This is a genomic window from Pedobacter sp. ok626, from assembly GCF_900100435.1.
In the GTDB taxonomy this organism is placed as follows: domain Bacteria; phylum Bacteroidota; class Bacteroidia; order Sphingobacteriales; family Sphingobacteriaceae; genus Pedobacter.
Map to the genome: position 1 here is coordinate 127,741 of NZ_FNEX01000002.1, position 11,812 is coordinate 139,552.

Here is an 11,812-nt window from a genome sequence, read left to right on the forward strand (position 1 = left end):
TGGCGATTAATACTCAAAACGGTAAATTCCAGATCCAACTGTCATTTCGGTATTGTTATCTACCTTTTTAACATTACTTAAATCCTTAACTTTATTTATTGCGTTATTGGATTCTGTTACAGTCGCATTTCCTGTATCAGGCAAAATGATCTTTGCCCTTGTATTAGCTGGAACAACTACTTCCAATTTAGTTTTGCCTCCTTCAATAGTCCATGAAGATTTTACCTTACCATATAAGGTTTCCAATTCTGCACTCGCATTTTTAAGGTCACCACCTGGTTTCGGCGCAACAACTATTTCTTTATAACCTGGCGTAGCTTCACTAATACCTGCAACAGTGCGGTACATCCAATCGCCTATCGCCCCATAAGCATAATGGTTAAAGGAGTTCATGCTTGTGGCCTGAAAAGAACCATCGGGTTTAATACCATCCCAACGTTCCCATATCGTTGTTGCCCCTTTTTTAACAGGATACAACCACGACGGATAAGTTTCCTGCAAAAGCAACTTATAGGCCACATCATTATAACCAAAGCGGGTTAATACATGGCAAAGGTAAGGTGTACCTAAAAATCCAGTGGTTAAATGATTGCCATAGGCAGCCACATTATCCGCTAGCCTTTTTGCAGCTTGCGCCCTTAAATCTTCTGATAACAGATCAAAATTTAAAGCCAATACATAAGCCGTTTGTGAACTGGATACCAATCTGCCCGATGGCGTTACATACTCTTCCATAAAAGCCTTTTTAATTACTTTAAGCAATTCTGTATACGCTTTCACATCTGCTTCATTTCCCAATACTTTGGCCGCATTGATTAGGTTCTGAGTAGAGTGTGCATAAAAAGCCTGTGCAATAAAAAATTTATCTGTTAATGCAGCTTTACCATCTCTATCATCTGCCATGGTATAAAATAGCCAGTCGCCATAATGCGGACCGCTGTTCCATAAGTTGTTTTTACTGATGCTACGAATATACTCTACCCATGCTTTCATGCTACTGTACTGACGAGCCAGTAAGTCCTTATCGCCATAAGCCTGGTAAAAATCCCAAGGAATAATGGTAGCCACATCTCCCCAACCTGCCGAACCTGCATTTTTTACGGTACGCACATCGGGAATTACTACCGGTACATTCCCTGTTGAGTGCTGATCAACTTTTAGATCATGCAACCACTTGTCGAAAAAGCCTGCCACATCCATATTGTAAGCCGCTGTTTTAAAGAATACCTGTGCATCACCAGTCCAGCCTAAGCGCTCATCACGTTGTGGACAATCGGTAGGGACATCTACAAAGTTTCCTTTTTGCCCCCATTGGATATTGCTTTGCAACTGGTTCAGTAATTTGTTAGAAGTAGAGAAATTGCCCGTTGGCGTCATGTTCGAATAAATGGCAATAGCATTTACAGTGTTGCTATCCAATTTACCAGCGTAGCCCATTAGCTTAATATACCTAAAGCCCTGGAAAGTAAAATGAGGCTCCAGTACATCTACCTTACTGCCAGACAATATATATTTATTTTCCTGTTTCGCCTTTCTTAGGTTCTCTGTATAAAAATTCCCTTCTTTATCCAATACCTCTGCATGGTTCAGGGTAACCGTATCACCTGCTTTCCCTTTAATCTTTAACTGCACCCAGCCTACCAGGTTCTGGCCAAAATCTATTACAGTTTCACCTTTCGGAGTCTTGATCACTTTAGCTGGAGCAAAGCGCTCGTGTTTACCTACGGTTGGGCCTATCGGGGCTACAAGATTATCCAGTTTAACAGCTACTGTTTTTACTTTTTGCCAATCCTTAGACATAAAATCCTGTACTGATGCATTCTTTTCCAATCTCGCATCATAGGTCTCTCCATTATAAATATCAGATGCTTTTACCGGACCGTTAAATGAAGCTGTCCAGTTATCATCAGAGTTTATCGTTTCCTTTTTCCCGTCTGCATATTCAATTTCTAGTTGAAATAATAAACCCACTTCTTTACCGTACAGGTTACGCTTGTTATTAAACTCCAGGTTTCCGCGATACCAGCCGTCACCAATGGTTACCAGCGCCGCATTTTTACCTATTTTTAGAATAGAGGTAACATCGTAAGTTTGATATTGTAAGCGTTTATGATAGCTGGTCCAGCCAGGTGTAAAGTAATGATCACCTACCCTTTGTCCATTTAGTTTGGCCTCATATAAGCCATGAGCAGTGATGTACAACCTGGCCTGTTTAACCGATTTGGCAATATCAAAGCCTCGTCCAAACATTGGGGCAGGCCCTACCTTACCTTCGGTGTCGTTGGCGGTCTGTATCCATTTTGCAGACCAGTCGGCTGGCGACAATAACCCTGTCTCCCAGAAATTGATGTTACTCCAATCTGAGGACTTTCCGTTCTTGTCCCAAACCTTAACCTGCCAGTAATAACGTTGTTTGGCTTTTAAAGGGGAGCCTTTGTAAGTAACATGTAGAGATTGGTCAGAATTTACCTTACCTGTTTGCCAGATCAGGTTTTTACCGCTTAAAATATCTTTGTCTGTTAGGGCTACTCGAAGTTCGTAAGCCTTTTGACTGATGTTTCTTTCTGTCGAGTTTAGCTTCCAGCTTAACTGAAGCTGTGCAGCATCTATCCCAATGGGATTATGTTTATAGTTGGTGGTTAATTGGTCTGCAATGAGCTTTTGAGCCTGTGCAGAGACTGAAAAATAAATGAGTAAGATTAATGCGCTCAGTTTGTTCATTTGAGATTGGTTTATTTGGTTTCATTTATGTGGCAAGATAAAACATTCATGTTAAGTATTTAATAAAGTTTAATTAACTTTCAAATAGTCACAAAAAAGTTTCAATCCATCACTAAAATAAAACATTTTGAAACCAAAACTGTCATGAACTGTCCTGTTATAAACGAAGCAAATCCGGGAAGTAAATCATAAAAAAAGGGATGTACCATTTTTTACAATGATACATCCCTCTATTATGTGATTACCCTAATGGGCAATATATTATATTATTTTGTTGGAGCAGGCGTTACTGGTGTAACTGTTGCACCTGGCTGAGCTACCGGAGCTGCAGTTGGTTTTTTAATGTCAGTTAACTCAACTTCAAATACAAGTGGAGAAAAAGGACTGATACCACCCTGAGGCATACCACCTTCGCCATAAGCAAGGCTTGACGGGATGATTAAAGTGATTTTTCCACCTTTACCAATCAATTGCAAACCTTCATCAAATCCTGGAATTGCTCTTCCTAAAGTAATAGGACGAGGACCATATTGAGCCATTGCATTGTGTTTACCTGCTTCTTTAGCAACTTTCTCATCACTAGTATCGAAGATATTATCTTTACCGTCAGATTTTTTAGTTGTTAATTTACCAGTATAGTTAACCATCATTGTATCACCTAAAGCAGGTTTTACAGCATCACCTGGTTTGCTGATCACATATTGTAAACCAGAAGCAGTTGTTGTAGTTTTCAGGTTATTGTCAGCAATGTATTTTTTGATTTTACCAGCTTCAGCACCTTTCTTTTTCTCAATGCTAGCTTTGTAATCTTTTTCAAAGAAATCTCTAGCTTGTTTTTGGAAGGTAGAATCAGCTTCGCCCGCTTTTTTAGCTAACACTTTTTCTACTTTAATCGTAAACACGATGTATTTATCTTTTGTTCCTGGAGGTTTTGGTTGGCCAGAACGAGCAGCCATAGTATCTAAATCCAATTTAAATGTAGCGCTATCGCCTTCTCCAAACAACGTTAAAACATCGTTCATATCACCTGCATAAACTTTTTTAGCAACAGGGAAAACCTGAGGTTGATCCATATCCCATGTGTTAAACATCACAGAATCTTTCTCACTTTTTTGGATAAAGTTTAACTTAACTATATCACCTTCTTTAATTTTTGCGCCACCAGCATCTTTATGGATGATATACGACAGGCCTCCTGGACCTTTTTTATAGTTGTTACAAGCAGCTAGCCCAAGTGTCGCTGCGAAAAGAATTACTAGACCTTTCTTCATGTGGTTTTTTAAATTATATTTTTTTATATGTTTATTTTCTAAATTCTGTTCAATAACTCCATCCTTATCGAAGCAGTTGGTTTTTATAATCTGGTAAAAGTGCTTTAAAATCTTTTACTGTTTCTACTAAATTTTTATCGGAATACCCACCAGCTGCATTTCTATGTCCACCCCCGTTAAAGTATTTCTTACAAATCTCGTTCGCAGGAAAATCTCCTGTGGAGCGCAAAGATAATTTAACTTTATCAGTTCTTTCAATAATAAATGCGGCCAATTTAACACCATTAATTGACAATGCATAATTCACTATCCCTTCGGTATCACCGGTTACAATATTAAACTTTTTTAGTTCTTCTTTAGTAACAGATATGATTGCTGTATTAAATTCTGGAATTACTTCCAGCTTCTCACTTAAGCAATAGCCCAGGAAACGTAAACGGTTTTCTGTCGCGTTATCGTATACCAATTGATGAATTCTCCAGTGTTCGGCACCTAAATCGATCAAATCGGCAGCAATACGATAAACTCCAGCATTTGCAGATTCAAAACGGAAAGAACCCGAATCGGTCATGATCCCTGTATATAAACAACTCGCGATGTCTTTATTCATCAATGCTCCGTCCTCCAACTCATTTACAATAAAATCGTAAACCAATTGAGCCGCAGCACAAGCGCCGATATTCCAATGACGGTAATCATCAAAATCTTCAGGATCCAGGTGGTGATCAATCATCAACTTATAAGCATTAGATGACCTCACCAATTCGCCCAATTCATTAATTCGACCAAGCGCATTAAAATCAAGGCAGAAAATCATCGAAGCTTCGGCTACCAGTTTTGCTGAACGCTCTTGTTCATCAGGATAAATAATGACTTCGGCATTATTAGGCATCCAATGTAAAAAGTAGGGATAATCGCTAGGCGTGATTACGTGAACATGATGCCCCTTCTGAATCAGATACGCATATAAGCCCAATGATGAACCCATTGCATCACCATCAGGTTTATGATGTGTTGTAATTACAATTTTCTGTGGCGTAGCCAGCAAAGATTTTATTTCTGAAATAGATAGCATAATTTTCGTTGCAAAGCTAATAATTTAATGATAATTGAAGCCTATAATATTTATGCCTTTTAGAGCAAACAATTTTATCTAAGTTTCGAACTTTAATATTAACAGTATAAAACGTAATTTTGCAAAAAATCATATAAATAAAATGAGTACAAATAGAACTTTTACCATGATTAAGCCTGATGCTGTTGCGAATGGCCATATTGGTGCTATCATTAATGACATTACTGCTGCAGGTTTTAAAATCATTGCATTAAAATACACTAAACTAACTCCAGAAACAGCTGGCGAGTTTTATGCAGTTCACAAAGAGCGTCCTTTTTATGCTGACTTGGTAAGCTTCATGTCATCTGGACCGATCGTTGCTGCAATTCTTGAGAAAGACAACGCTATCGAAGATTTCAGAAAATTAATCGGTGCTACTAACCCAGCTGAAGCAGCTGAAGGTACTATCCGTCAGAAATATGCTAAATCAATTGATGCAAATGCTGTTCACGGTTCAGATTCTGACGAGAACGCTGCAATTGAAGGCGATTTCTTCTTTACTGCTGCTGAGCGTTTCTAAGAACTTCTCTGATCATTAATCTGGATATGATTCAGAATGACGACAGTATTAAAATAAGCACCTCAAAAAAGGTGCTTATTTTTTTATAAAGTTTGTACCTTTCCTCCACAACAAATAGAACTAATGAAGAAAACACTTATTACCCTTATGCTTCCGTTCTGCGCGCTTGCTGTAAACGCTCAAACGAAATCAAAAACTACCACAACAAAGAAAACAACTACCACAGTAAAAAAAGCTCCATCAGCAGTTGTATTTAAATCAACGTTAGACTCGGCAAGTTATGCTTTTGGCAATACCATGGCTAGCAGCATGAAAAATGATGGCCTTAACAGCCTTAACTATGAATTATTAGTTAAAGGATTGAAAGATGCTTTTGGTAATGCGACGCCATTGATCGCTAAAGAGCAATCACAAATTGCGATCAACAACTTATTTAAAAATGTAAGTAAACAAAAACATGCACCTACGCTTGCAGCAGGCAAAGCATTTTTAGAAAAAAATAAAAAAGAAGCTGGCGTGCAAGTTACACCGAGCGGACTTCAATATCAGGTAATCACAAGAGGCACGGGTATCAAACCTAAGGCTACAGATACCGTATTGGTTAACTACAGGGGAACTTTGATTAGTGGAAAACAGTTTGACAGTTCCTACGACAGAAAAGAACCACTTTCATTACCATTAAATGGTGTAATTACAGGTTGGACAGAAGGTCTTCAATTGATGCAAACGGGTTCGAAGTACAAATTCTTTATTCCTTATAACCTTGCTTACGGAGAACGTGGCGCTGGAGAGGACATTCCGCCATATAGCACACTAATCTTCGAAATTGAGCTACTTAAAGTAAACGGAAAATAGACACGAATCAAACCATTGTCATTCTCGTTTGTTAATTTGTTACATCAAATAATCAAGCCTATGACAACGAGAAAATATTTTCCCTTAGCAATTATCGCCTTCCTTTCTACTACACTTATGAGTTGCGAGTTAGTAAAGGGCATTTTTAAGGCAGGTATTTGGACTGGTGCAATTGTAGTCATATTGGTACTTGCACTCATCATCTGGTTAATCGGCAGAATCTTTGGCGGATAAATCTTGTCTAAAGAAAAACCATATCAGTAATCACTTCAGATCCGGCACGTTCATTTATTTTTTGAATGATGCCGGATTTTACCATTAGCAACTCATTCTTTATTACCGATGACTCAATCCTAATAAATAGTTTCCCTTGTGAGACGTAAATCTTTGTAGTTCGATTAGCGATCGCTGTACCCATCAGTTCGGGCCACAAAGACACCACCGAGGTTTCATCAAACTTGCCTTTTAGCTTATAAACATTCAGCAACTTGCCAATGCCCTCTTTCAATGTAATGTCGTTTGGTTTACGCATGATTTATTGCTCCGTTAGTTACTTCAAATAAAGTTACCGGCACATCAATTTTATTAAATACAGCCATCACTCTTTCCTTTCCAGTATCTGTAATAAAGATTTGTCCAAAATCATGATGAGAGACCATCTCCATCAGCTTATGCATCCTGCTATCGTCCAGTTTATCAAAAATATCATCCAGCAACAGCAAGGGCTTAAACCCTTTATATTTCTGAAGATAAGCATATTGTGCCAATTTTAAGGCAATTAAAAAGGATTTCTGTTGTCCTTGAGAGCCAAATTTCTTTAAAGCCATATCAGATATGGTAAATATCAACTCATCCTTATGGATACCAGTAGTCGTTCTCTCCAGGATTTTGTCCTTTTCTATTGACTGCAGTAACAATTGTTCAAAAGCCGTATCGTTTAGTTGGCTTTGATATTGCAGACTCACTTGCTCTTTATCACTAGTCAGGAACTGGTAATACTTATCAAACAATGGAATAAACTCGATCATAAATTGCTGACGTTTGGCATAGATCTTTACACCAGAAGCCACCAGCTGCTCATTATAAATCTCTAATAAGGTCGGATCATAGCTTCTTGTTATTGCAATCTGCTTTAACAAAGCATTCCTATTTAACAAATGGCGGTTGTATAAAATCAATTCGTCCAGATAATGCGTATCCGTTTGTGAGATCACATTATCCATAAACCGCCTGCGTTCCTCACTTCCCTCCATAATAATATTGGTATCGTAAGGTGAGATCATCACCAAAGGAAACAAACCAATATGATTGGCCAGCTTATCGTATTCCTTTTTATTCCGCTTAAATTGCTTTTTCTGATTCCGTTTTACCCCGCAAGTAATCTTCTCATTCTTCTCTTCACGATCAAAATCACCTTGAATCATAAAAAGATCATGACCAGTTTTAATCTGCTGGGTATCTATAGGATTAAAATACCCTTTGCATAGGCACAAGTAATGAATAGCGTCCAGTAAATTCGTTTTACCGGCCCCATTATCACCTACAAATGCATTTACAGTTTTAGAAAAACTAACATTTGCGTCCGTATAGTTTTTAAAATTAAGAAGAGTAATGTTTTTTAACCACATAGTATCAATAGCCAAAGTTACCGTTTAGCTTTGTCAATTCTATGATTTGTTTTTCCTTCAGGATACGCTGTCGCAATATAAATATTAACCTTTACCTCGGTACTAATTAACGCTCAGTTCATTAATTTTGTTTAAATACTTAGAAAAGGGTTGATACTTTGATGTAAAAATGTATTTTTGCAATCCTTAATTTTTTTAAATAAAATGTCTACAACAGAAAAAGAAATAAATCAGCCGGTAAGAAAGGGCTCTTTTTTAGAAGAAAATTCGAAAAGCCTTTTATTCATTGCAGGTGCAATTGTAGTATTAATAGGCATATACTTCTGGTACCAGAATGTATACCTTAAAAACAGGGCTGAAGAAGCTTCAGCTAAAATGTACAAGGCAGAGCAATATATTGGTGCTGCAGATTCATTGGCCAACAAAGCTATAAACGGCGAAGGTGGCTATCCTGGTCTTGAAAAAATTGCAGAGGAGTATGACAATACGAAATCAGCGAACCTTGCTAACTTATACCTTGGTGGTATTTACTTGCGTAAAGGCGAGTACAAAAAAGCGACTGAAGTATTGGGTAAATATTCTGAGACAGGAAGTCCTGTTGCAGATCCATTGGCTTTAGGTTTGTTAGGTGATGCTTACAGCGAGTTGAAAGACTTCAAACAAGCAGCTACGTATTACAAAAAAGCTGCTGATAAGGCTAGCAACAAATTCACTTCTCCTATGTTCCTTAAAAAACTAGGCTTGGTGTACGAAAACCTTAAAGACTTTAAAAATGCTGAAGAAGCATATACTAAAATAAAAACTCAGTATCCTGAGAGCCAGGAAGCGGCTATGATTGATGAGTACATTGCACGTGCAGCTGTACAAGTTAAATAAGGAGCACTTTAAGGCATACAAAATAGCCCTGTATACATCAAGTATACAGGGCTATTTTTTTTATGATCCTTGTTCTACTTCTTGGTAGCAGAGAGTATTAAAAACATCGGCCTGCGCAATTCATCTTTCATTTCAGGAATACTTTCTAAAAGTGCTTTCTCCGGCTCCGGCTCGGAAATGCCTATAATCTCGAACCCTGATTTGATCAAACTGCTGATATAGGTTGTTAGCGTTTTGTGGTATTTGGTCACTTCTACGCCAAGGAAATTTGCTTTCCTGATTCCTTGATTGGCATACTGATCAACTGGCCAATGTATCCGATTCCCTTTTTCGTCATAATACCAGTCCTGTAAGCCCTGTGCTGTAAAGATTGGGTGTTCTACTGAGAAAGCAAACGTGCCTGCCTTAGACAAGCTATAATGTACCTTATCGCAAATCTTACCGAAATCTTCCAGGTAGTGAAAAGCAAGAGAGCTGATCACCACATCGAAGGCATTCGCAGGGAAATCAAAATCTTCTATGGCGATACGCTGATATTCTATCCCCGGTAAACTGTTAATCTTTCTAGCTTCAGTAAGCATTTTTTCAGAAAGATCTATGCCAAGTACAGAGATAGCTCCCTGTTCCATTGCGTAACGGCAATGCCAGCCAAATCCGCAGCCCAAATCAAGCACACGCTTTCCTTTGAAGTCAGGAAACATCTTTTTGAGCACATGCCATTCGCCTGCCCCTTGTAAACCATTTACAGAACGGGACATCTGGCTGTATTGATTAAAAAAATGGCTATTGTCGTATTTATTCTCCTTCATAACGTTTTTTGTTAGATAAAGTTCAATATCTAATTTCATTACCACGGTAACAACAGCAAAGATAAAGTAATATAAAAAAGGGGCTGCATCAATTGAATGATACAGCCCCAACAAAGGTTATTAAGTGGCGTCAGTTTTTAGTAAAATATTTTCCCAGTCACGATTTCCTTACCATTTTTATCAATCGCGAATACATTAATAGAAGTTGCATTAATTTTTCTGATCATAAAATAATTAGTTTTGAGTAATCGTTGCATTGTTGCAGGCCCAGTGCCATACAATGCATTGGTGGATGCAGCTGCATAAATATCAAAAAATATAGAATTATACCCTGTAAATGATAAGGGGTCAATCCTCGTAGCCGGTGTTGGGAAATATGTAAAAGTCATTGCACCGGCCTGTTTATTATTGATTGCTGTTGGATAGTTTGCCCCCAGATACGTAGCATCAGCAGCGCTAAACTTTATAAAAGCAACACTCAAAGGGGTAAAGGCCTCACCACTTGCAAATGTCATCTCGGCAGTTAGGTATCTTCCAAAAAAACTAGCTTGATCAAACAGCTTAGTATTTTCGGTCTGCCATTCCTTAATCCAGGTAGGCTGAGTATTTCTAACCATTTTAAGTATAGCTCCACCCTCACTTGCAGAACTGGAACCTTTTCTATAAGGCTGCATAGTGATTGTATCAGATGTTACTTTTAAAACTTTAAAAAAGTAGTCCGTCACATCTGTACTCCCAATTTCATAAATTGCAGAAAGTGCTGTTCCGGTTGAGAAGGTAAGTAATGGCATTCCAGTTGCTGCAGATATATTAAAAAAACTAGATACATCTTTTCCATAAATTGAAGTCATATTGACCTTGCTTTCAAGTGTATCAAACTTTAAAATAAACGGCATTGCGGACTTAACGTTCGCATTAAGCGGAGTGACAAATAGTATCCATCCATCTTTTGAATCATTTAACTGAGTTTTCAGTTCTTTTTCCAATGCATTTGAGCGTTCTATAGATTTACTCCCGTCTAACAGGGTTTCTTTTTTACAGGAAGCCATTAAACACATGAAAACGGCAAGAAAAGAAATATTATATATTGTTTTCATCTTAGTTCGTTTTAATATTTGTAATTAAAATGGTAAAGTACTTGTTACTTGATCCAGAATATCATGCATCTGATGTAAATCAATTCCTTTGTCTAAATAGAATTTATATACTATTTGATATTTAGTGGCCAATTTAGGATTTTTGGCTACGATGGTCTGGATTTCTGCCCGTGTATAGCGGATCATTGACTCTACAGAGGTCGCAAAATCCTCTTCAGGTGCGAACCCGCCATATGGGGTAAAAAAACCATCTATTTGCGCGTCATTATCTGTCCTCCTTTGTCCGTTGGGTTTAGTCAGATAGTTCAACTGATAATAACTCCCTTGAGATACCCTATCGTAAGCATAGCTTCTACCAAATTTTTGGTCAAGTTGATGTGCATGTTCATGATAAAGCGTGCACATGTGATCTCTAAGCGAAGCTTTGGTAAAAGCAAGTCCATCTGCTCCACCCATTCCTAATCTATAGAATTGTCCATTCAAACCAGCCCCAGCAGCCAAGCCAGAACTGATAGAGTTAAAATGAACGTACGTACCCAGAATAAGGAATTCAATCGGTTTTTGGTCACTCAAAAACTTTGGAAAGTTCTTTTTCAAAGGCTCAAGCCACAACTTTTCGATAACATATTTAGTATACAACTTCGCTTTATCATATTGTGCAGGCACATAAAAAGTCGTCGGATCTATAATCCGTGGATTAAACTCATAAAACACCCTTACTCCATAATTTTTAAACAGACTATCCGTTAAGCTATCCAAACCGTTCCATTTACCTTTTTTAACCGAGAGGTAATCTATAGGTTCATCGATGGCAATTGTCGTATCTTTTTTGCAACCAGTAATAAATGCACTTGAAGCAAGTACAACCGCAAGTACCAGTATATATATCTTTTTCATGATCATATCATTTAACATTGT

12 protein-coding genes are annotated in these 11,812 nt (G+C 37.9%); 4 read left to right on the plus strand and 8 right to left on the minus strand.

From position 1 onward, the window contains the following. Positions 1–6: 6 nt before the first annotated feature. The 3 genes from BLS35_RS02730 to BLS35_RS02740 all read right to left on the minus strand — a co-directional run bounded on the left by BLS35_RS02730 (position 7) and on the right by BLS35_RS02740 (position 5,067). Positions 7–2,721: a glycoside hydrolase family 78 protein gene (locus BLS35_RS02730; RefSeq protein ID WP_090777555.1), complete on the minus strand. Its 2,715-nt coding sequence runs from the start codon at positions 2,719–2,721 to the stop codon at positions 7–9. Between the two features lie 266 nt (positions 2,722–2,987). Next, the gene (locus tag BLS35_RS02735) at positions 2,988–3,992 is read right to left on the minus strand and encodes an FKBP-type peptidyl-prolyl cis-trans isomerase (protein WP_090777557.1); all 1,005 of its coding nucleotides are present in this window, start codon (positions 3,990–3,992) and stop codon (positions 2,988–2,990) included. Between the two features lie 64 nt (positions 3,993–4,056). Beyond that, positions 4,057–5,067, minus strand: coding sequence for a DHH family phosphoesterase (locus BLS35_RS02740; protein WP_090777559.1), 1,011 nt, complete (start codon positions 5,065–5,067; stop codon positions 4,057–4,059). Positions 5,068–5,209: 142 nt separating this feature from the next. On the opposite strand from BLS35_RS02740, the gene BLS35_RS02745 reads away from it, so the two are divergent. The 3 genes from BLS35_RS02745 (at position 5,210) to BLS35_RS27650 (ending at position 6,718) form a co-directional block, all read left to right on the plus strand. Then, a complete protein-coding gene (locus BLS35_RS02745) occupies positions 5,210–5,629 on the plus strand; it encodes a nucleoside-diphosphate kinase (RefSeq protein ID WP_090777560.1) in 420 nt (139 codons plus the stop codon). A 123-nt stretch (positions 5,630–5,752) separates the two neighbouring features. Then, positions 5,753–6,484, plus strand: coding sequence for an FKBP-type peptidyl-prolyl cis-trans isomerase (locus tag BLS35_RS02750; RefSeq protein WP_090777562.1), 732 nt, complete (start codon positions 5,753–5,755; stop codon positions 6,482–6,484). A 60-nt stretch (positions 6,485–6,544) separates the two neighbouring features. Beyond that, positions 6,545–6,718: a hypothetical protein gene (locus BLS35_RS27650; RefSeq protein WP_165973288.1), complete on the plus strand. Its 174-nt coding sequence runs from the start codon at positions 6,545–6,547 to the stop codon at positions 6,716–6,718. A 7-nt stretch (positions 6,719–6,725) separates the two neighbouring features. On the opposite strand, the gene BLS35_RS02755 is transcribed toward BLS35_RS27650, so the two are convergent. Together BLS35_RS02755 and BLS35_RS02760 are read right to left on the minus strand one after the other, a co-directional pair. Beyond that, positions 6,726–7,016 (minus strand): DciA family protein, encoded by a 291-nt coding sequence (locus BLS35_RS02755; RefSeq protein WP_090777565.1) that lies wholly within the window; start codon positions 7,014–7,016, stop codon positions 6,726–6,728. Next, entirely contained in the window at positions 7,009–8,112 is a 1,104-nt protein-coding gene (locus BLS35_RS02760) for a DNA replication/repair protein RecF (RefSeq protein WP_090777567.1), read from the minus strand. Before BLS35_RS02760 ends, BLS35_RS02755 begins: the two co-directional genes overlap by 8 nt. A 204-nt stretch (positions 8,113–8,316) precedes the next feature. Here BLS35_RS02760 and BLS35_RS02765 point away from each other — a divergent pair, with 204 nt between their 5' ends. Continuing rightward, positions 8,317–8,988 carry a tetratricopeptide repeat protein gene (locus BLS35_RS02765; RefSeq protein WP_090777569.1) on the plus strand — a complete coding sequence of 224 codons (672 nt, stop codon included), beginning with the start codon at positions 8,317–8,319 and terminating at the stop codon, positions 8,986–8,988. Positions 8,989–9,062: 74 nt separating this feature from the next. Here the strand turns inward: BLS35_RS02765 and BLS35_RS02770 are convergent, their stop codons facing one another. The 3 genes from BLS35_RS02770 to BLS35_RS02780 all read right to left on the minus strand — a co-directional run bounded on the left by BLS35_RS02770 (position 9,063) and on the right by BLS35_RS02780 (position 11,791). Next, positions 9,063–9,797: a class I SAM-dependent methyltransferase gene (locus BLS35_RS02770; protein WP_090778149.1), complete on the minus strand. Its 735-nt coding sequence runs from the start codon at positions 9,795–9,797 to the stop codon at positions 9,063–9,065. A 137-nt stretch (positions 9,798–9,934) separates the two neighbouring features. After that, positions 9,935–10,894 carry a DUF4302 domain-containing protein gene (locus tag BLS35_RS02775; protein ID WP_090777571.1) on the minus strand — a complete coding sequence of 320 codons (960 nt, stop codon included), beginning with the start codon at positions 10,892–10,894 and terminating at the stop codon, positions 9,935–9,937. A gap of 24 nt (positions 10,895–10,918) precedes the next feature. Then, positions 10,919–11,791 carry a substrate import-associated zinc metallohydrolase lipoprotein gene (locus tag BLS35_RS02780; RefSeq protein WP_254778622.1) on the minus strand — a complete coding sequence of 291 codons (873 nt, stop codon included), beginning with the start codon at positions 11,789–11,791 and terminating at the stop codon, positions 10,919–10,921. Positions 11,792–11,812 lie beyond the last annotated feature (21 nt).

What these genes read in the sequence shown, in the direction of transcription:
- BLS35_RS02780 (WP_254778622.1), bottom strand. Translation starts at nt 11,791, where the DNA reads ATGAAAAAGATATATATACTGGTACTTGCGGTTGTACTTGCTTCAAGT.
- BLS35_RS02765 (WP_090777569.1), top strand. Translation starts at nt 8,317, where the DNA reads ATGTCTACAACAGAAAAAGAAATAAATCAGCCGGTAAGAAAGGGCTCT.
- BLS35_RS02730 (WP_090777555.1), bottom strand. Translation starts at nt 2,721, where the DNA reads ATGAACAAACTGAGCGCATTAATCTTACTCATTTATTTTTCAGTCTCT.
- BLS35_RS02760 (WP_090777567.1), bottom strand. Translation starts at nt 8,112, where the DNA reads ATGTGGTTAAAAAACATTACTCTTCTTAATTTTAAAAACTATACGGAC.
- BLS35_RS02775 (WP_090777571.1), bottom strand. Translation starts at nt 10,894, where the DNA reads ATGAAAACAATATATAATATTTCTTTTCTTGCCGTTTTCATGTGTTTA.
- BLS35_RS02755 (WP_090777565.1), bottom strand. Translation starts at nt 7,016, where the DNA reads ATGCGTAAACCAAACGACATTACATTGAAAGAGGGCATTGGCAAGTTG.
- BLS35_RS02740 (WP_090777559.1), bottom strand. Translation starts at nt 5,067, where the DNA reads ATGCTATCTATTTCAGAAATAAAATCTTTGCTGGCTACGCCACAGAAA.
- BLS35_RS02735 (WP_090777557.1), bottom strand. Translation starts at nt 3,992, where the DNA reads ATGAAGAAAGGTCTAGTAATTCTTTTCGCAGCGACACTTGGGCTAGCT.
- BLS35_RS27650 (WP_165973288.1), top strand. Translation starts at nt 6,545, where the DNA reads ATGACAACGAGAAAATATTTTCCCTTAGCAATTATCGCCTTCCTTTCT.
- BLS35_RS02745 (WP_090777560.1), top strand. Translation starts at nt 5,210, where the DNA reads ATGAGTACAAATAGAACTTTTACCATGATTAAGCCTGATGCTGTTGCG.
- BLS35_RS02770 (WP_090778149.1), bottom strand. Translation starts at nt 9,797, where the DNA reads ATGAAGGAGAATAAATACGACAATAGCCATTTTTTTAATCAATACAGC.
- BLS35_RS02750 (WP_090777562.1), top strand. Translation starts at nt 5,753, where the DNA reads ATGAAGAAAACACTTATTACCCTTATGCTTCCGTTCTGCGCGCTTGCT.